Source organism: Peribacillus simplex, from assembly GCF_001578185.1.
Lineage (GTDB): Bacteria > Bacillota > Bacilli > Bacillales > DSM-1321 > Peribacillus > Peribacillus simplex_A.
On record NZ_CP011008.1, the window covers coordinates 4,358,013 to 4,376,330 of the forward strand.

An 18,318-nucleotide genomic window follows, 5' to 3' on the forward strand; every position below is an offset into this window, starting at 1 on the left:
TCACAGCTCTTGTACTGGTTAGCTAAAGTAAGGCTCATGCCCTTTATTAAATTAAACTTCATGTTTACCCATTAAATGAAAAGAGCTTACGCCTGATAATAGCGTTCAGATAGTTTCTTTTTATGTGCATTAAACACTTCTTCCAATGGGATATCGTACTTATTCGCAATCACAATCAAGTTACCTAGTACATCTCCCAATTCTTCTGTTAACTCCTGTTTATTCTCATTAAACGTACCGCTTACTTCATCAGGTCTATCCCTGCCAATCTCAAGGGAGCGAATGGCGCGTGCAACCTCGCCAGTTTCTTCTGCCAAAAAGCCAATGCGAATGAAGATGTCCAATTCTGACCATCCTCGTGCTTCATAATAATCTTTTACCCATTGTTGAAATTCAGTGACGTTCATATTCATCCACCTTTCATTCAGATGATTCAAGTTTAACAAATCCCCCTGAATTTTGTATGATAAGAAAGGAAGATTACTAAATGGGAGATGTGATATTTTGAAAAGTCTAGCTGTATTTTGTGGATCAAGCATTGGTGCATCTGCTATCTATGTAGAAGAGGCTAAAAACCTGGGTGCGGAACTGGCAAAACGTAATATTACCCTTGTTTATGGGGGCTCAAGTGTAGGAATCATGGGTGCAGTTGCAGATTCCGTTTTGGAAGCAGGCGGAAATGTAATTGGAGTCATGCCAGATTTTCTAGAAAAAAAAGAAATAGCACATAAGAGCCTGACCGAACTGATTGTCGTGGAATCCATGCATGAAAGAAAAGCAAAAATGGCTGAGCTTGCAGATGGGTTTATGGCTTTGCCAGGCGGACCAGGAACATTAGAAGAATTCTTTGAGATCTTCACTTGGGCTCAGCTTGGACTTCATCAAAAACCTTGCGGGCTCTTAAATATTAATCATTATTATGATCCTTTGGTCGCTTTATTCAATCATATGTCCGACGAAAAGTTCCTTCATGAAAAATTCCGTTCCATGGCGCTGGTAGATGTTGAACCAAATGGACTCCTTGATCAATTCAATACATATGAACCGCCAACCGTAAAAACCTTCATTACTGAAAAACAGACCTGATCGTTCAAAAGCAACAGGCCAAGGTCAATAGTGACCTTGGCTTTTCTCCTATTGAGAGATCAATCGCCAAAAGCAAATATGAGCTCTGTCTCGCATACAGTTTCTCCATCAACAGTAGCCCTTCCTTTTCCTTTGCCGATAGGACCTTTTAAGCGAGTAATCTCCACTTCTAAACGTAATTGGTCCCCTGGTCTTACTTGCCTTTTAAAGCGACAATTATCGATCCCAGCCAATAGCCCCATACGCCCTTGATTTTCTTCTTTTGTAAGCATAATAACAGCACTTACTTGTGCTAAAGCCTCAACGATCAATACACCTGGCATCACTGGGTGATTTGGAAAATGCCCATTAAAAAACTCTTCATTTGCTGTTACATTTTTAATGGCCACCGCTCTCTTTCCTTCTTCCAATTCCAAAACCCTATCAACTAAAAGAAATGGATAGCGATGCATGATAATATCTTTGATTTTTTGTATATCAATCAATAGTAAGTCCCCCATTGCGATGAATTGTTTTCACTTTATTTTACCATCAGTATCATCATATGGATATTTTTGTATCTACAACACTGCACTTCGTTCAACAAAAAAAGGCTGCCTGAGCAACCCTGTTTGTTGATTTCTCTTACAAATCCTTTGATTTTTTTTCCTTCGATTTAGTTACCGGGGATAGAACCAATTGTTCATACCTCTCATAACCACCTAAAAGTTTATGAATCAAGCTTATTTTCGGAACAACAAGGTAAACCATCAAGCCTGAAATGGTACTTATAGTAGCTCCTGCCAGCACATCCGCCGGAAAGTGGACACCTACCCAAATACGGGAAATGCCAACAAGGAAAGCCAGCATGATCCATAACAACCACCATCCTCTTTTGAAAAGCCAAAAGGATACACAAAACGAGAAAAACAAAATGGTATGATCGCTTGGAAATGAATTATCCACTGCTTTTTCAATTAACTTATTAACATTTGCCAACTCAGCGAATGGTTGATTATTCGAATGTAATCCCCCTGCAATTTTCCCCATCACTTCAGCAATTACAAACGTAATCATCCCACAAACAACCATCATTCTACTCTGTTCATTTCGAGTGAACCAAATTACGATGACTCCTAAAGCCAAAAAAAATACCATGTACTCGGCAATGAAAATGGCAGAAGGATTTAAATAAGTGTAGTGTTTCCCTAAGTCATTTATCATTCTAAATACATGAATATTCAGTTCAAAAAAACTCATATCATACCCGCCTTTCCTCTTTTTCTTTCATATTAAAAGAGAAAGGGGGTAATTCTCCATCGATTTCCCTAACAGTTTAAGCTGTCATCTTACAATATTGTCACGTGGTCGTTGTGGAATGCTAAAAGCACGCTATCAGATTAAGAAAATCAAAAAATGTAAAAGTTATCCCATGAGACATATTAAGTCTGTATTAACCTCTCAAATCTAACTTCTTTTCTTCATTCAAAAAAGAGCTGCTGGCAAGCAGCCCTTTTATCAAAGATTTTTGGAGGTTTGGATTTTACTAATCCTTTGTACCAGGAAAAGGAGATTCCACCTCTTTTTTTACATAAAATCTATCTTTGGGGAATAATTACGTGTGTTAATATATGTTGTAGCGACAGCTTCTGATGGAGAAGATGGTTATCTTGCCTTGCGCGATAGGATTCCCAATGAGAGATGTGATATATTGAAAACTCTAGCACACTTGTATACGGGGGTAAAAAATGCTGCACATAGAGAACAATTCAGATACTGTAATCATGGTCATTCACGAAATTTATGGATTGAACGAACATATGCGGGGCTTTTGTGAGGCATTATCAAAACAGGACTTTGATGTCATCTGTCCGAATTTGTTAGGTCTCGAAACGCCTTTTGATTATTCCCAAGAGGAAGCTGCATATCGTCATTTTATGGAGAACGTAGGTTTTAAAGAAGCTTTACATAAAATAAGGGATATAATATCGGATGTTAAAGATGAATACAAAAAAATATTCATCATTGGATTTAGTGCAGGGGCAACTGTAGCTTGGCTGTGCAGTGAGGAAGAATGCGTCGATGGAATAGTTGGATACTACGGTTCCCGTATTAGGAATTATGTAGAATTAACGCCACAATGCCCTGCACTGCTATTCTTTCCGCAAGACGAGCCATCGTTTGATGTGGACGAGTTATTTTCAGCTTTAGAAATAAAGAGTATCGAAGTGCATAAATTCAACGGAAAACATGGATTCAGTGACCCTTACAGTTCAAAATATCATGTAGAATCAGCGCATAAAGCATTTAGCAAAATGATGAAATTTATTCTGGAACAGTAAATGAATGTACTGAACGTTCAACCTAACATCGTTTTGTATTGATCCAATGTATCGAACCAGCATCACTATGGGGATGACAGTCCATTTGAACCTTTTTGTACTCTATTTCCAATTCTTTTAAGGATAACTTCATAAGCTTTTCCACAGTCATATTTACATGATGGACCATAAGCTTATGGATTAATTCCTTCCGTCTTTCTTCCACACCTTTCCTCATTTCACCCTCTCCTTTTAATTATTTGATGGGATTAGAGGAATAACCGCCTCACCCGCATTTTCTGAAGTTAACTGAAATGATTTATATCTTCAGACAGGGGGAACTGTCATCGGAATAGGATTCCTTCTCTTCAATTTTACGTATTTTAATATATTCCTTCTCTAAATCGGTTAAGGTTAATTCAAATAGATGTATGTCATTCTTTTTATAGACACCCTCGTTAATCAACTTGTTGATTAGGAAGTCTCTTTTCTTCTCAATTGCATTACGTAATAATATCCCCATAATAAATCCTCCTTTATTATATGAACTACTACGGATTGGAACAGCCTTGGATTCGTTCAATCGGCATCATCCGGCTGGCTCATTCACAAAAAAACCGGTGACATCTCTTTACATTAAAGAAAAGTCTCCGGTTTTCCGGTCAATTAACCTATAATTCCTATTGAATTACTAAGTATTGTTGTTACCTATACTACAAACTCTGTGCTCCGTAGTCAACACAAAGTTTTGATTTTCTTGAATTTTATATTTTTTGATTCTGCTTTTGGGTAAGCACTTTTTTATTTTTCTGTTTGTTTCGCTTCATCAAAAGCAGTTTTCACCTTATCCAACAGATCTTTATCCGAAATCAATCGATAACCTGTAAGCGCAAGTGCTTTTGCACCAGTCAGGATGGCTTTGTCCCCAGCTTGAGACTTAGCACAGTCGCGGAATTCATTCGTATGGGCAATCAACTCATCCGGTCCAATTTTTATATAAGGATGGGCTGTCGGCACTACATGGCTTACATTACCCGCATCCGTCGAGCCAAAACCATTCTCTTTTCGTGGAGCCACCGTTTCCCCCAATTGAGCCAGTTCTTCTTTTAACAATTCATCCAGGACTGGATTAATGACAAAATCAAGTACTTCATTTTGGAAACGTTCGACTTTAACCGTGCTTCCTGTGGCAAGTGCTGCCCCTTCAGCAACAGTACGTATTTTACGGGATACCTCTTGGCATAGTTTCCAAGTTGTTGCTCTAATGTAAAATCTGGCAGATGCATATTCAGGAATGATGTTAGGCGCTTCCCCGCCATTGGTGATGATTCCGTGGATTTTGACCTCGGTTGGAAGCTGCTGACGCAAAGCATTAATGCCATTGAACAGCTGAATCACCCCGTCAAGCGCATTCACGCCTTGTTCAGGAGCAGCAGCTGCATGTGCTGATTTTCCGTAAAAATGAAAATCAAGGGGATCGACAGCCAAAAATGGACTGGTTATACCCGTTTTTCCTGCAGGATGGATGATGATGGCTGCATCCACACCATCAAATAGACCGTGCTTCACAAAGCTGCCTTTTGCGCTTCCATTCGGTCCTCCCTCTTCAGCCGGTGTACCGAAAACAATCACCTCTCCGCCTGTTTCCTCCAGCACTTGGGCAAGGGAAATGCCTGCTGCAACACTCGTTGTGCCGATGATATTATGGCCGCAAGCATGACCTAAACCCGGCAATGCATCATACTCGGCTAAAAAGGCAATTGTGGGTCCTTCCTTTGAAGAGGTTTTTTTGGCGATGAATCCTGTTTCATGTCCAGCTATATTGCGGGTCACTTCAAATCCTTCATGTTGGAGTATTCCGGTTAACATGTCGGAAGCGAAGAACTCTTGATTCCCAATTTCGGGTTTGGAATGAATGGCTTGACTCGTTCCGATATATAATTCGGAATGTAGGTCGATGTGATCTTCAATGATTTTCTGATGCTGCTTCCGTACTAATTCTCTCGCCATATTCTTATCTCCCTTTTCATTTATTGGTTTAAAGAGCCGGATAGGCATCCTTCAATCCATCCGGCATTCCTTCACTTTGTCCTCATCATCATTTTTCAATGGCTGGTTTTGTCCAAGCATCCTGGTAATTCAATAGTTCATCTACAGAAACATATGCAGGAATGGTGTTTCCTTTAAACGTTTTTTTAATGAATGCCTCCACTTCTTTCGAGTGATAAAGCTCCACTAATTTTTTCAGCTCAGGACGATCGGCATTTCCCTTTTTAACTGCAATGATATTAATATATGGTTTCGCCGTTTTACTTTCATGGAATAAAGAATCTTTTAATGTAAGTCCTGCTTCGACGGCAAAGTTATTATTAATGGCTGAAGCATCGGCATCATCCAAAAGACGCGGTGTATTGCCGGCAGCAACAGGTTGGATTTTCAATTTTTTCGGATTATCCTTAATGATTTCCAATGATCCCGATCCATTGAATTCCTCTTTCAATGTAATCAATCCAGCTTCTTGAAGAAGGAGTAGTGCACGGCCAAAGTTTGTTGCTTCATTCGGAACGGCTATAGTCGCGCCATCTGGAAGACTTTTAAGACTTTTATGTTTTTTCGAATAAAGGCCCATTGGTGCAATTACAGTCGACCCGATGGCCTCTAATTCCAAATTTTGGTCTTTGATGAATTCATCGAAGTAGGCAACCGTTTGGAATGAATTCGCATCAATTTCACCTTCACTTAACGCAAGGTTCGGTTGGATATAATCATTAAAAGTGACCAGTTCGATATTCAGCCCCTTCTTTTTCGCTAAGCCGACAATGTATTCCCACGTTCTCGTATCCCCGTTGCTGACACCCACTTTCACTGTTTTCACATCATCCGAACTGCCTGATGCACCCTCTTCGTTCCCACATGCTGCTGACACGATGGCCAATGCCAATACTATGATCGTTAATAAGATTTTCTTCATTTCCCCAACCTCCTGTTATTTTTATCTTCTTCTGATTTTTTTTGAAACGAAATTCCCGGTGGATTGCAATAATTGAACGATGATCACGAGCGCCGCCACTGTGACGACCATCGTCATCGTATCGAACCTTTGATAACCGTAAGCCAAGGCTAAATCTCCTACCCCGCCTGCACCGACGGCACCTGCCATGGCTGTAGAACCAACCAGCCCGATTGTCGCTGTTGTAAATGTAAGGATCAACGAACTAAGTCCCTCGGGAATCAAAAAGCGATAAATGATTTGCCATGTCGTCGCCCCCATTGCCTGAGCTGCCTCGATGATCCCTTTGTCCACTTCCAACAGGGAGTTCTCCACAAGCCGGGCAATATAAGGAGCCGCGTAAAAGATAAGCGGAACAATGGCTGCATTCGTTCCGATCGCACTGCCTACAATCATTCTAGTAAACGGAATCAGTGCTACAAGCAAGATGATGAAAGGAACCGACCGCAATATATTGATGATCGGATTCAATACATTAAAGATCCATTTATTCTCCAGGATATGACCCTTTCTAGTAATGACAAGCAGGATACCTAGCGGGAGCCCAATCAATCCGGAAAATACCAATGAGATGGCTACCATATAAAGTGTGTCACCGAAAGCGGTCGACAGCTGCTCTGCCGTTATTTCCATTCCCCAAAGCGTATTACCCATTTACCTGCACCTCCTGGACGAGAATCCCCTCATCTTTAATATATTGATAAGCCTTGCCCACCTCTTTTTTGTCACCTGTCACTTCGATGATCAAATTCCCAAAAGGCGTTTCTTGAATTTCAGAAATATTGGCTGATAATACACTTAAATGAACATCATATTTCTTCGAGATGGTTGAAAGTAAAGGAGTACCCGAAGTAGTCCCAATAAAATTAATTTTCCAAATAATCGGGATATGGGACCCTATACTTTTCAGGAAACTTTGTGGAATCTCGTCATGTATGACCGTTCTCACGAAGTTTTTTGCAATATCCGTTTGCGGCTTCGCAAAAACTTCGAATACTGAGCCTTGTTCAACGACGCATCCGCCCTCCATGACCGCTACCTTATTGCAAATTTCCCTGATGACAGACATTTCATGAGTGATTAGCAGAATGGTAATATTGTATTCTTTATTAATTTTCTTTAAGAGCTGCAGTACCGCACTCGTTGTTTGTGGATCCAATGCAGATGTAGCTTCATCACACAATAGGATCGATGGATTGGTAGCCAATGCCCTCGCAATTCCGATCCGCTGCTTTTGTCCGCCGGATAATTGTTCCGGATAACTCTTTGCCTTGCTTGATAAGCCAACGAACTCTAACAGTTCGCCTACCCGCTTTTTGATTTCTTTACCAGGAGTTCCGGACAAAACCAGCGGCATGGCGATATTATCAAAAACGGTCTTTGAGTTAAGCAAATTGAAATGCTGAAAGATCATCCCGATTTTTTTCTTTTCTGCCCGTAATTCCTTTGGGTTCAATTTGGTTAAATCCTTGCCGCCAACAATCACCTGACCATCTGAAGGGTGTTCCAGCAGATTGACCAGCCTGATCAACGTACTTTTCCCTGCTCCGCTATAACCGACTACACCGAATATATCACCCTTTTCCACTGTCAAATTAATGCCCTTCAAAGCCTCGACAGTCTGTTTCTTTGTTTGATAAACCTTTTTAACATTTTGAAACTCTATCATCCAATCTCCCCCCATGCTGTTTATTTGTACAAATTCATTATCAGAGAAGAGCTTTGCAAAGTTTCATAATGATCGGGTTAAATTTTCGAAACTCACGAGTAAATGCACGAAATTTACGAGTAAATGCGCGAAACTCACGAGTAAGTGTGCGAAATTCACGAGTAAATGCACGAAATTCACGAGTAAATGCGTGAACTCACGAGTAAGTGCGCGAAATTCACGAGTAAGTGTGCGAAATTCACGAGTAAGTGTGCGAAACTTACGAGTAAATGCACCAATTCTCCAAATAACCATATACATTCTGAATAAACAAAAGAGGCCTCCTCCGTCATCAGACAGAAGAGGCCTCTTTTAGACATAAAAAAGAGTAAACTCTTAAATTAATTATCTAAGAAAAGCTCCTTCTTATCTTTCAAACTTTCGTCCGTTGGAATTAGCACAGTATTTTTACAAAAGTAAAAACCCGCTGCCGAGGTATCATAGGGCCAAGTCCCTCCACATCTCTTGATAAGAATTAATGTTATATTTAATTATGTCCTTCACTATATATTCTAATTTCCCTAAAGTCAACCATATTTTCCATCACTCTAAACATTTTCACAATATAGTGAATTGACGTTTTTTTAATTATATTAATATAATTTCATTTCTACTTTATAATGATTTGCTCATTCTCCACAACATAGAAGTCGCTCAGTTATATCAGCTACAGATTATCTGTAGCCTTTTACACTGTCTACTTAGAGGGGATAATATCTCTGGAGGGCCTCAACTTTAATTATTAACTAATTATGAAAAAAAATGTTAATTAAATATTGATTATTCATATAATTTAAAATATTATTAACGATGAAGTAAAATACATAAAATGAGGTGGGATTCTTGGGATTTTCAAAAATATTATTATCAACAAGTCTATGCTTCACGTTATTTTCAGGTTTTTCATTATCAGAGGCAAAAGCAGAAACAAGTGAAGACCCTATTGCAATAGAACCATATGCTTGTACAGAAGTAGGAACTTACACAACATCTTATAAATCTAAAACAACTTCAACAAAAACTGAATTTACACATTATGCAACAAATAATAGTAGTGTTACTGATAGTGTTACTAGATCTGTTCAAATTTCTCATGCTGCTACAGTAAGTATAGGAGGAGAAGCATCATTTAAAGTACTACAAACAGGGGCAAAAATAACAGCTAATGTTGGGTATGGATATAATAGTACAAAAACTCTTTCTACAACTTGGTCTATTCCGAAGGGAAAATGGAAATTAACTGCAGGAAGTAAATGGGTAAAAGCCACTGGAACTCGTTATAAAGTTGTTGCACCTTGTAATTTAACAAACGGAACTACTACAACTGCTAATTATACTTATGCAACATGGAGCGATAAAGTTAAACAATAATGATATTTCGAGATTTGAAGATTTTTTTTACTAATAAACAGAGGTGTTAAAATATGCTTCTAAAATATATTTGTCCTTTTATCATTTGTATGTCCCTTCTAATGGGGTGTAATTCTTCAGAAAAGACAAGTGAAAGAAGTGCCAATAATCCAATTGAATCTGAACAGAATAATTCATCTATTCAGAAAAAAAAATCATTAGAAAACAAGTTGCGCCCCCCTAAATTTAGCATAACAAATTTCGAAATGAATTATATTCCTAAGAATAAGGAATTAACTTTTCTTATGAATTACGAAATCGATGTAGACATATACGAAATCTTACAAGAAAACACTCAAAAAATTTACTTTTCACTTGAGTACCCTGAAGCAGTGTACGATATTTTTCATAATAAAAATAGTGAATTATTGTTAGCAGAGCAACCTAAAGGCTATAAAACTAAATATCAAACTCAATTCAAAATAAGCATCGATTTAACAACAAAAGAATTAGAGAAAATAAAAAATAACTTATCTGGCTTTAACCTTATAATAGCTGACAAAGATAAGGATGCAATTGCTCATTTTATTGATTTAAATGGTTTTAATACCTTTGATCCTGATACTTCAAATTCTACTCATATAGATGATACAACTAAAAACTAATACTCTAACATAGACCCTAATGAATTACATAAGCTAATAATTTGAAGTATTACATGCAGAGATCACCAGAATTCAGTTGTTAATCCCCATCTGTTAATTACTACGTTGACATCCCCTTGCTCCAGTTATTCTGGAGCCTTTTTTTTACCTATTTATGATAAATAGGCTGTCATGGGTAGGCTTAAAGAGGCCCTTTCGTTTTCGTTCCTTGATGAAAAAACATTTGCCATCTGCCATTCGCATATTTCCAGATTGAACTTCTTAAGGTATGCTCCCCTCTACCTTCATCAAAAATCCGGTACGTCGTTAATACGGTATCTTCTGACAATTGGTGCATGTCAAAATTGCTTAAGATCATGGTCACCTCACCTATTCCTTCTTCTCCGATACAATCACTTTTAGACCATATTCGACCCGAACTGCCGAACTCAAAGAAATCATCTTTCAATAATGATGAAAGTTCCTCTGGCGATGTACGGATTTCAGATTTTAATAATTTCTCCTCCAGCTGCTGCACGTGCGCTTTTAACGAAGACCATTCGTTTTCCATTCATTCTATCCCCTTTTACACTTATATGTGCACGAACTATGAACTACTTCCCAAGCTAATTGTAAAATCATATATAATACATACTAACAATATATCCCAGATGGTGGTGAAATTAATGATCGATGCTATCAAAGATTTTTTATCCAGTTCATTGTTAATTATCAGCTGGCTTATATTTGCGGTCAGCAGTATTTTTTTCATTTTTTCTTTTTTAACCATCTTTGCCATACCTATATTTCTCCTGTTATTTTTAACAGGCTTAATTTGCTTCTCTATTTCCAAGAAACTTGACTCACCACGGATCTCTAAGTGTTAAGAACTATTTATTCCACAGAGTCTATAAAAAAGGAGCTGCACATGGCAGCTCCCAGAGTGTAGACAAACCCCTTTTCCCAAAGAATTGTTGGAGAAAAAGGAGTTTTTTTATCTTTATAAAAAACAGCTGTCGACTTTGTCGACAGCCTGGGAGCTGCAAATGGCGAGCTCCTTCTTTCGTGCATACGTTTGTTCATTCATCATGGTTATCGTGATAGTGTGCCCTGCAGACGATTCGTTTCGGCAATTACTTTTTCTTCATCGATCGTTAAGCATTCGCCATTTTTCACAATCATCTTGCCGTCAATGTATACATCAGATACATCATTTCCGCGGGCTGCATAAAGCAAATGCGAATACGCTTCACTCAGCGGCTGCAGATGCTCTTTGTTATAAGGGTAAATGGTGATGAAATCTGCTTTTTTACCTGCTTCAAGTGATCCCGTATGACCCATGCCGATTGCTTCGGCACCCATTCTCGTGGCCATGGCCAGTGCCGTTTGAGCAGGGAATTTAGTGGCATCCTTATAGATGCCTTTTTGCAATAATGCCGCCGTCCTCATTTCCTCGAACATATCGAAGTTGTTGTTGGAAGCAACACCATCTGTTGCAACCCCAACTTTAATGCCTGCATCAAGAAGGCTGACGATATCAGCAATTCCCGATCCCAGCTTCAAATTACTGATTGGATTATGAGCAACCCGAACATCATGCTGTTTTAGTATCGCCCGCTCTTCATCATTGAGTACGACACCATGGGCCATCACTGTAGGCTGATCAAAAAGACCTAAACGGCGAAGGTGCTCGACAGGACGGAATCCAAAACGCTTTTCGATGTCAAGGATTTCAAAGTCCGTTTCCGAAACGTGAATGTGCACCATCAAATCATTCTCTTTTGCAATCCGTGCACTTTCCATAATCGCTTCAGGTGTACAAGCATAAGGGCTGTGTGGCGCTACCATGGTAGTCAGGCGGCCATCGGCAAACGTCTTATAGTTTTTTGAAAACTGCTCAGCTCCCATGAGGTTCGCTTTTTGTTCTTTTTCCGTACCTAAGCTGAAAATCGTGTAGGAAAAGGCTCCGCGCATTCCTGTTTCGCCTATCGTTTCCATGACAGCACCTGCATCTATTCCATTAGGATTAAACATATCCGAAAATGTCGTTGTTCCTGATTTTAGCATTTCCATAATGCCAAGCTGAGAACTTATAGAGGCGATTTCCGTTGTAAACTGGCTTTCAATCGGCCATATTTTCGTTTCAAGCCATGGCTTCAGCAGCATATCGTCCCCGATTCCGCGTAAAAGGGTCATCACAATATGCGAATGGGCATTCACTAGACCTGGCATAATCCATTTCCCGCCAAGGTCGACCACTTGATCGGCATCTGCCAATTGTTCTTCAGAATGCTGGCCGATGTAGGATATGGTTTGATCTTGTACAATCATCATGCCCTTTTCAAAGATTTGATTTTCCTTGTCCATAGTAAAAAAGGTACCATTTATATATATCGTTTTCATGTAATTATTTCCTCCAAAGTCATTTCGTATCATTGAACAACATGTCATGTTACTATTCCGCATTCTAAACTAGCCTCTTACAGATAATCAAGTAATTCCATATTATCAGGGAGCATTTCCATTTACCTTAGGAACCTATTGGAAGAGTGAACGGAATAATCTTGTTTCATTTAATCAGCAAACCACATCGATGATGCCCATTGCAAATTTAACGGATTGATGAAGAACTCAAAATCAGTTGCTTAAAAAAATCTTCCCCCTATTGCTCATAGGAGTTTCCATGACACGAATGGCTTCTTGTACATCCCCAAGGCCGTAGTAAGAATCCGGCATCATGAAACTCAATCTTTTATCGTTAATGAATCCCATCAAAAGGTTAAACGTTTCTTGCCAAGTCTGAATGGACGCCTGTTGATTCCAATGCCGTAGATGAAACATTTTAACATTTACTTTTGTCCTTTGTGAAATTTCCGCCCAATTTACAGACTTTCCTGATAAAAGACCAATCGTTAATAAGATGCCATTAGGCCGAACACAAAAGGCTAACTCGGAACCATCTGTACCTCCCACCGAATCTATGGCCGCGTTCGCTCCGCGTCCATTCGTCCACTCCATCACGGTATCATGCAATGATGATTCAGATGTATCGATTACATATGCAGCACCAAGTTTAAGCAGCTCTTCCGTATAGGTATTGTTTCTGGTTACAGCAATCAGCTTAAATCCAAGAATCTTGGATAACTGGGTGAAGATGCGGCCAATGGAAGATCCGCAAGCATTCACGAGTAATATATCATCCGGTTTCAATGCCAATACTTCTGTGATTGTTAACCAAGCGGTTATCGGATTTATATATAATTGCGCTGCTATATGGTCCTCAATGGAATCAGGAATGACGATTGCCAAATCCGCAGATGTTTTAACATAATCCTGCCAGGTACCTTCACCGCGCAAAGGCAGAACACGCTTACCAATCAGCTCTTGCGAAACCGAAGGACCCACCGCTTCCACTATGCCGACGCCTTCATAACCAGGAATGGAAGGCAAGGGAATTCGGTGGGAATATGCGCCCCGAATGGGCAGCAAGTCAGATGGATTGATAGGACGTGCAGTCATCCGTACAAGGACTTCCCCGTCCACAGGCATTTGAATGAATTTATTTTCCACTTTTATAACTTTTTGTGGATGCCCAAACTCATAAAATTTAGCACATTTAGCTTCCAAAATAGTAAGTCTCCTTTAATATAGTTCTAACTATTTTATCATTTATACAGAACCAGCCTATCCTGTATTTTTCCAAGAGTTGTTACTCACCTTTTAAACAGCAAATCTTAAAAACGTAAAGAGCTTTTCACTTTTCTTCTGTTTTTTCATCTTCAATTGATCTGCCCCTTTCGTTCCATAAAAAAAAGGCTGCCGCAGCACCCCATGGTTTTAGTAAAATTTTAAAATAAGAATTTAATAAAACATACTTAAAACCTTTTTATAACCCCCTCAATTTAATCCAGTAGAATTTACCGCTAACGCCTTGTTTATACGAACAAATATCAATTTATCGAACTGGATAGCTGCTTAAAGTTGAAAAAGAATGCGCCAATTTTTTCGCGAAATTTAATGGGGGTTCGACTGATTGAATATGCATATACAAAATCGAAGGTTTCATATATAACCAATGATTATGCAAGGCACTTACAATAATCCCCTGTTGGACAACTGATTGCATAAATCCTGGAATTTCTTCTTGTAAAATTGCTATTTCACCCAAATTTAATGCAATACCGTTTTGATCCAATGATTCAAATAAAACCCCTACTGGTACAACTGAGTTACTCGGACGCCCTTGGACAAACACTTCAATATTACGATGCAAGGATACAGAACAAACACCTTTATTTATGTCGCTTTTCCCATTTAGAATTTTGGCAAATTGTTCACAAAGAGAGTTATAGTCATTCATAATTAAGCCTCCTTTTAATTGGGATATTATGATGTTTAATCCTAATTAATGATGAATCATAAAATAAAGGAAGGAAAAAATACCCTCCAGATCATTTAACTGGAGGGCATTCGCATTAATATAATCTTATCGGAATGAATTACTTGGAGCAGCAAATATTCATGTTGTGTTAGCTATTTGATTCTTTTTGTATTAGAAGCTTGTTCTCTACTGTTGTTGTCTCCAAAACATCATTATCTTTATGAGTATTAGTAATGTTAATGTTTTTTGTCATCACACTGACAACCATTAAAACTACGATATTAACAAATAGAGCGATAATTCCTACATTCAAGTCTTTAATTGCTTGAGGAAGATAAGGAAATAGATGACCAATTTTTATGTTCCCTAGTTCCATAATTGAGACTAGCACGCCTCCTGTTATAATCCCGGCAAATGCTCCATGTTTGGTTATAAAATTCTTTCTCATCAAGCTTGCGAAAAAGGCAGGAGCTAGTTGTGTGATAAAATTATAGGCGATTAAAGCAAGACTAAAGAGGGAATTTCCACCTTTAAAGGTCAAGTAAATCCCTACGAGAGAAATAAGGGGAACCAAGTATTTTACCAATTTTGCAATCTGATTTTCAGTTGCCGATGGAGTGAATACCTTATATACATTTTTTGCAAGCAATGTTGATATCGACATCAACAGCATGGAACTTGGTACTAAAGCGGCTAACACGCCAGTGCCACCTATTAAGCCCACAAACCATGGATCAAAATCCTGTTTAGAAAGCTGCAGCAAGATAAGATCGGCTTCGCTGCCTTTTAATCCAGGCGTCTGCAAGATAGCTGCAAATCCGACAAAAAAGGCAAACAACAAAATCAATTGGTACATTGGCATTAGGATTGCATTTTTTCGTAAAGCTTTTTCGCTAGAGGCAGCATAAATAGGAGAAAACCCGTGCGGCCACATATAAAATCCAATGGAGCTTAGTATAACGGTCGATATATACCACGAAACGCCCATTCCTTGATCCGGAAGTATGGTATAGTTCGGCTTTGCATTTTCAATGGCCTCAAACATGGGTTGAAGACCGTCATAATAATGAAGAGGGAAATAAACCCCTAAAAATACGACAATGCCAAGAATCAGAATATCCTTCAAAATAGCTGTCCTGGCAGAACCGTGAATACCGGAAACCATTACGAAAATGGTTACACCAATTGCTCCAACCCAAATGGCAGCTGTAGAAGAAATGGCCCCATAGGATGTTGCAGAAACGATATATCCTAACCCCTTCAATTGCAGAACTAAGTAGCAAGTACAAGCTATAACACCAATTACAGCAACAAGCACACCAAGATAAGGACTTTGATATTTTTTCACAAAAAAATCTGATTGGGAAACTAATTGGTGTTTCTTTGCATACCTCCAGATAGCAGGAAATGTCCAGTAGGAGATGACTGTTGCCAGACAGCCGTATGAAACGATACTAAAGATGGAACCTCCTTCCCCATAAGCCGATCCACTTGCACCTAAAAAGGTGAAGGTCGTATACATTTCACCTGCGGACAAGAGGAAAATCAAAAGGGCTCCCATTCCGCGTCCCCCGACTGACCATTGTTCTAAGTTCATTTCCTTCCCTTTTTTAGCCTGGATACCAATCAAAACGGAAATGATGAAAAAAAACATGATGAATAACACGGCAATATTCATCTTGAATCTCCCTTCTGATTAGCTGGATCCAGTAGATAGATAATCCCCATAATACATGTGGTTAGCACAGACCAGAGTACAATCCAAAAGTGAAAAAATGGCATTCCCAGAACATAGGGAGTCACTTTATTTGTAAACAAAGCACCTACAATAATGCCAAGAAACGGGATTATTCCGAGCCAATATATTTTTTTCATACTCTTAGCCCCCTAGTAAGTTAGATTTAACATTTTAAAAGTCGCGTGAACAAATAACTTCACCCCATTTTGTAAAGCCTGTTCATCGATCGTGAATTTCGGATGATGATGAGGATATATAATCCCTTTCTCTTCATTACGGGCCCCTATTACAATATAAGATCCCGGAACTACTTTTTGAAAAGCAGAGAAGTCCTCACTTCCCATAATTGGCTTTAAAATCTCTCGGCTTTCTTCACCAAATACTTCACAGACGGTTTCGTCCATCAATCGGGTAACTTCTTCATCATTAATGGTCGGAGCATAACCGAACTGATAATCGAATTCGTATGTAGCTCCATGCGCTTCAGTAATTCCTTTTATAATTCGTTCGATAAAATTCGGTATTTTTTCCCTTAACTCCGGATTAAAACTTCGAACGGAACCGCTAATGCTTACCTTACTTGGAATAACATTAATCGCACTTCCCGCATTGAACTGAGTCACTGAAATCACCAGAGCTTCCTGGGCATCTCGATATCTCGAAACAATGTGCTGGAGATTTGATACAACCTGAGTTCCAATTGCAATGGGATCGACGGTAAGTTCAGGCTGTGAGGCGTGCCCCCCTTTACCGACCACCGTAATGTTAAAAGTATCAGCTCCAGCCATCACCGGACCGTAACCCAAACCAATTTTTCCTAAAGGAAGAGTCGACAAGAGATGGGTGCCAATGATCATATCCACTCCATCAAGCACACCGGCTTTCACCATCTCTTGGGCTCCACCGGGCGGCAGTTCCTCGGCGTGTTGAAATAAAAAGCGCACCTCCCCTTTAATATGATCCTTTAACTGTGTAAGAATCTTCGCGGCACCAAGCAGCATCGCCGTATGCCCGTCATGTCCGCATGCATGCATCGCGCCTGAATTCTGTGACACAAATTCAAAATCATTCTCTTCTTCAATTGGAAGCGCATCCATATCTGCCCGCAGTGCAATAACCTTCCCAGGCTGCGGGCCAATCAAACGAGCCATTATACTCGTTTTTGTCGGACGTGAAATTTCCAGATCACCAAAAGTTTGTAGCGTTTCATAAACAAATTGTGCTGTTTTTACTTCTTCAAATGACAGCTCGGGATACATATGTAAATATCTTCGCCAACCAATCACTTCATCTTTTACAGCCTCGATTAAATCATGGATCATTATCGTTTGAGACACCCAATACATCCCCTTTTCCATTCAATTTACATGGTAATCTTTATTTTCGGTTAGTTTAAGGAATAATTTCCTTAAATAGAGTATAATATCCCGTGTTCTTTATTTCAATGTTTTTTGAAAATTCTAAACCATTTTATTTGATTACTAGATTTAATGGTGGAAGTTCTCCTTTTAGTGCTTTTACATCAAAATAAAAAAGCACCCAATTTTTGGGTGCTTCAGACTGTAGACAATTTGGGAACGTTGATTGGAACGTAGGGCACTCGCTTTCCGAGGGCGGTCCGGGAGCCTCCTCGGCTTGTGCCTGCGGGGTCTTCCCCTAGACGCGCTTTTCCCGCAGGAGTCTCGCACCTTCCGCTCCAATCAACTTGGTTATAAAATTTAGATAGAACCTCTTTTTTGCCTACAGTTTTTTACCAAAGCACATCTATGTGACATGTCCATTTTTATCAAAGTGTACCGAAAAATAAAGACCATCAAAAAGTAGCGACACGTCATATTTGGCAAGATTATATGGAAGAAGCAGATCATCTGCGTCATTATCAAGATGTAAAATCTATCTATGCTAAACGTAAAGAAACGATTGAGCGTGTTTTCGCAGATACAAAAGAAAAGCATGGCATGGTTGGATTACTTTAAGGGGAACTTAAAAAATTGTCGCTGCTCACTTTCGCTGCCATGAATGTAAAGAAGATGGCCAATTGGACATAGAAAGGTTAAAAAATGGCCTAACATAGTGGGCTCGTAGAGACCCAATCCTTAAT

Annotated in this window: 21 protein-coding genes, 1 pseudogene and 1 riboswitch; of the genes and pseudogenes, 5 read left to right on the forward strand and 17 right to left on the reverse strand. The window is 39.2% G+C overall.

Features of this window, described 5'->3' with window-relative positions; genetic code table 11:
• Window positions 1–86 precede the first annotated feature (86 nt).
• Window positions 87–407, reverse strand: a complete 321-nt coding sequence (locus UP17_RS20350) for a MazG nucleotide pyrophosphohydrolase domain-containing protein (RefSeq protein ID WP_061466198.1) — start codon at window positions 405–407, stop codon at window positions 87–89.
• A 97-nt stretch (window positions 408–504) separates the two neighbouring features.
• On the opposite strand from UP17_RS20350, the gene UP17_RS20355 reads away from it, so the two are divergent.
• On the forward strand, window positions 505–1,086 hold the full coding sequence (locus tag UP17_RS20355) for an LOG family protein (RefSeq protein WP_061464801.1): 582 nt from the start codon (window positions 505–507) through the stop codon (window positions 1,084–1,086).
• 59 nt (window positions 1,087–1,145) lie between these two features.
• On the opposite strand, the gene fabZ is transcribed toward UP17_RS20355, so the two are convergent.
• Both fabZ and UP17_RS20365 read right to left on the reverse strand, forming a co-directional pair.
• A complete protein-coding gene (fabZ, locus tag UP17_RS20360) occupies window positions 1,146–1,571 on the reverse strand; it encodes a 3-hydroxyacyl-ACP dehydratase FabZ (RefSeq protein ID WP_061464803.1) in 426 nt (141 codons plus the stop codon).
• 139 nt (window positions 1,572–1,710) lie between these two features.
• Window positions 1,711–2,325, reverse strand: coding sequence for an undecaprenyl-diphosphatase (locus UP17_RS20365; RefSeq protein ID WP_061464805.1), 615 nt, complete (start codon window positions 2,323–2,325; stop codon window positions 1,711–1,713).
• 488 nt (window positions 2,326–2,813) lie between these two features.
• On the opposite strand from UP17_RS20365, the gene UP17_RS20370 reads away from it, so the two are divergent.
• Window positions 2,814–3,407 (forward strand): dienelactone hydrolase family protein, encoded by a 594-nt coding sequence (locus UP17_RS20370; RefSeq protein WP_061464807.1) that lies wholly within the window; start codon window positions 2,814–2,816, stop codon window positions 3,405–3,407.
• A 22-nt stretch (window positions 3,408–3,429) separates the two neighbouring features.
• On the opposite strand, the gene UP17_RS20375 is transcribed toward UP17_RS20370, so the two are convergent.
• The 6 genes from UP17_RS20375 to UP17_RS20400 form a co-directional block, all read right to left on the reverse strand.
• Complete coding sequence (locus UP17_RS20375) at window positions 3,430–3,624, reverse strand: hypothetical protein (protein WP_061464809.1); 195 nt, start codon at window positions 3,622–3,624, stop codon at window positions 3,430–3,432.
• An 81-nt stretch (window positions 3,625–3,705) separates the two neighbouring features.
• On the reverse strand, window positions 3,706–3,909 hold the full coding sequence (locus tag UP17_RS20380) for a Fur-regulated basic protein FbpA (RefSeq protein ID WP_061464811.1): 204 nt from the start codon (window positions 3,907–3,909) through the stop codon (window positions 3,706–3,708).
• A 278-nt stretch (window positions 3,910–4,187) separates the two neighbouring features.
• Window positions 4,188–5,396, reverse strand: coding sequence for a M20 family metallopeptidase (locus UP17_RS20385; RefSeq protein WP_061464813.1), 1,209 nt, complete (start codon window positions 5,394–5,396; stop codon window positions 4,188–4,190).
• An 88-nt stretch (window positions 5,397–5,484) separates the two neighbouring features.
• Window positions 5,485–6,357 carry a MetQ/NlpA family ABC transporter substrate-binding protein gene (locus UP17_RS20390; RefSeq protein ID WP_061464815.1) on the reverse strand — a complete coding sequence of 291 codons (873 nt, stop codon included), beginning with the start codon at window positions 6,355–6,357 and terminating at the stop codon, window positions 5,485–5,487.
• Between the two features lie 21 nt (window positions 6,358–6,378).
• The gene (locus UP17_RS20395) at window positions 6,379–7,029 is read right to left on the reverse strand and encodes a methionine ABC transporter permease (RefSeq protein WP_061466199.1); all 651 of its coding nucleotides are present in this window, start codon (window positions 7,027–7,029) and stop codon (window positions 6,379–6,381) included.
• Window positions 7,030–7,042: 13 nt separating this feature from the next.
• The gene (locus UP17_RS20400) at window positions 7,043–8,065 is read right to left on the reverse strand and encodes a methionine ABC transporter ATP-binding protein (RefSeq protein WP_061464817.1); all 1,023 of its coding nucleotides are present in this window, start codon (window positions 8,063–8,065) and stop codon (window positions 7,043–7,045) included.
• Between the two features lie 402 nt (window positions 8,066–8,467).
• A riboswitch (SAM riboswitch) is annotated at window positions 8,468–8,579 on the reverse strand.
• Window positions 8,580–8,947: 368 nt separating this feature from the next.
• Here UP17_RS20400 and UP17_RS20405 point away from each other — a divergent pair.
• Entirely contained in the window at window positions 8,948–9,475 is a 528-nt protein-coding gene (locus tag UP17_RS20405) for a hypothetical protein (RefSeq protein WP_061464819.1), read from the forward strand.
• 53 nt (window positions 9,476–9,528) lie between these two features.
• Entirely contained in the window at window positions 9,529–10,119 is a 591-nt protein-coding gene (locus UP17_RS20410) for a hypothetical protein (RefSeq protein WP_061464821.1), read from the forward strand.
• Window positions 10,120–10,300: 181 nt separating this feature from the next.
• Here UP17_RS20410 and UP17_RS20415 read toward each other — a convergent pair whose 3' ends face one another.
• The 8 genes from UP17_RS20415 to UP17_RS20450 form a co-directional block, all read right to left on the reverse strand.
• A complete protein-coding gene (locus tag UP17_RS20415; RefSeq protein WP_061464823.1) occupies window positions 10,301–10,669 on the reverse strand; it encodes a nuclear transport factor 2 family protein in 369 nt (122 codons plus the stop codon).
• Between the two features lie 36 nt (window positions 10,670–10,705).
• Window positions 10,706–10,897, reverse strand: a complete 192-nt coding sequence (locus tag UP17_RS27900; protein ID WP_061464825.1) for a hypothetical protein — start codon at window positions 10,895–10,897, stop codon at window positions 10,706–10,708.
• Window positions 10,898–11,190: 293 nt separating this feature from the next.
• On the reverse strand, window positions 11,191–12,501 hold the full coding sequence (locus tag UP17_RS20425; RefSeq protein ID WP_061464827.1) for an amidohydrolase family protein: 1,311 nt from the start codon (window positions 12,499–12,501) through the stop codon (window positions 11,191–11,193).
• A gap of 234 nt (window positions 12,502–12,735) precedes the next feature.
• Window positions 12,736–13,725 (reverse strand): zinc-dependent alcohol dehydrogenase family protein, encoded by a 990-nt coding sequence (locus UP17_RS20430; RefSeq protein WP_061464829.1) that lies wholly within the window; start codon window positions 13,723–13,725, stop codon window positions 12,736–12,738.
• A gap of 328 nt (window positions 13,726–14,053) precedes the next feature.
• Complete coding sequence (locus tag UP17_RS20435) at window positions 14,054–14,458, reverse strand: DUF1259 domain-containing protein (protein WP_061464831.1); 405 nt, start codon at window positions 14,456–14,458, stop codon at window positions 14,054–14,056.
• Window positions 14,459–14,627: 169 nt separating this feature from the next.
• Window positions 14,628–16,157 carry a sodium:solute symporter family protein gene (locus UP17_RS20440; RefSeq protein ID WP_061464832.1) on the reverse strand — a complete coding sequence of 510 codons (1,530 nt, stop codon included), beginning with the start codon at window positions 16,155–16,157 and terminating at the stop codon, window positions 14,628–14,630.
• Window positions 16,154–16,354 (reverse strand): DUF3311 domain-containing protein, encoded by a 201-nt coding sequence (locus tag UP17_RS20445; RefSeq protein WP_061464834.1) that lies wholly within the window; start codon window positions 16,352–16,354, stop codon window positions 16,154–16,156. The genes UP17_RS20440 and UP17_RS20445 overlap by 4 nt, the downstream gene beginning before the upstream one ends.
• A gap of 12 nt (window positions 16,355–16,366) precedes the next feature.
• Window positions 16,367–17,539 carry a M20 family metallopeptidase gene (locus UP17_RS20450; protein WP_061466200.1) on the reverse strand — a complete coding sequence of 391 codons (1,173 nt, stop codon included), beginning with the start codon at window positions 17,537–17,539 and terminating at the stop codon, window positions 16,367–16,369.
• A gap of 449 nt (window positions 17,540–17,988) precedes the next feature.
• Here UP17_RS20450 and UP17_RS27905 point away from each other — a divergent pair.
• Window positions 17,989–18,265, forward strand: a pseudogene (locus tag UP17_RS27905) (transposase); the annotation flags it as partial.
• Window positions 18,266–18,318: the final 53 nt, after the last annotated feature.

Excerpts from the sequence above, each read along its gene's own strand:
- UP17_RS20350 (WP_061466198.1), bottom strand. The coding sequence starts at position 407 with ATGAACGTCACTGAATTTCAACAATGGGTAAAAGATTATTATGAAGCA.
- UP17_RS20365 (WP_061464805.1), bottom strand. The coding sequence starts at position 2,325 with ATGAGTTTTTTTGAACTGAATATTCATGTATTTAGAATGATAAATGAC.
- UP17_RS20370 (WP_061464807.1), top strand. The coding sequence starts at position 2,814 with ATGCTGCACATAGAGAACAATTCAGATACTGTAATCATGGTCATTCAC.
- UP17_RS20375 (WP_061464809.1), bottom strand. The coding sequence starts at position 3,624 with ATGAGGAAAGGTGTGGAAGAAAGACGGAAGGAATTAATCCATAAGCTT.
- UP17_RS20380 (WP_061464811.1), bottom strand. The coding sequence starts at position 3,909 with ATGGGGATATTATTACGTAATGCAATTGAGAAGAAAAGAGACTTCCTA.
- UP17_RS20385 (WP_061464813.1), bottom strand. The coding sequence starts at position 5,396 with ATGGCGAGAGAATTAGTACGGAAGCAGCATCAGAAAATCATTGAAGAT.
- UP17_RS20390 (WP_061464815.1), bottom strand. The coding sequence starts at position 6,357 with ATGAAGAAAATCTTATTAACGATCATAGTATTGGCATTGGCCATCGTG.
- UP17_RS20395 (WP_061466199.1), bottom strand. The coding sequence starts at position 7,029 with ATGGAAATAACGGCAGAGCAGCTGTCGACCGCTTTCGGTGACACACTT.
- UP17_RS20400 (WP_061464817.1), bottom strand. The coding sequence starts at position 8,065 with ATGATAGAGTTTCAAAATGTTAAAAAGGTTTATCAAACAAAGAAACAG.
- UP17_RS20410 (WP_061464821.1), top strand. The coding sequence starts at position 9,529 with ATGCTTCTAAAATATATTTGTCCTTTTATCATTTGTATGTCCCTTCTA.
- UP17_RS20415 (WP_061464823.1), bottom strand. The coding sequence starts at position 10,669 with ATGGAAAACGAATGGTCTTCGTTAAAAGCGCACGTGCAGCAGCTGGAG.
- UP17_RS27900 (WP_061464825.1), bottom strand. The coding sequence starts at position 10,897 with ATGGCAAAGATGGTTAAAAAAGAAAAAATGAAAAAAATACTGCTGACC.
- UP17_RS20425 (WP_061464827.1), bottom strand. The coding sequence starts at position 12,501 with ATGAAAACGATATATATAAATGGTACCTTTTTTACTATGGACAAGGAA.
- UP17_RS20435 (WP_061464831.1), bottom strand. The coding sequence starts at position 14,458 with ATGAATGACTATAACTCTCTTTGTGAACAATTTGCCAAAATTCTAAAT.
- UP17_RS20440 (WP_061464832.1), bottom strand. The coding sequence starts at position 16,157 with ATGAATATTGCCGTGTTATTCATCATGTTTTTTTTCATCATTTCCGTT.
- UP17_RS20445 (WP_061464834.1), bottom strand. The coding sequence starts at position 16,354 with ATGAAAAAAATATATTGGCTCGGAATAATCCCGTTTCTTGGCATTATT.
- UP17_RS20450 (WP_061466200.1), bottom strand. The coding sequence starts at position 17,539 with ATGATCCATGATTTAATCGAGGCTGTAAAAGATGAAGTGATTGGTTGG.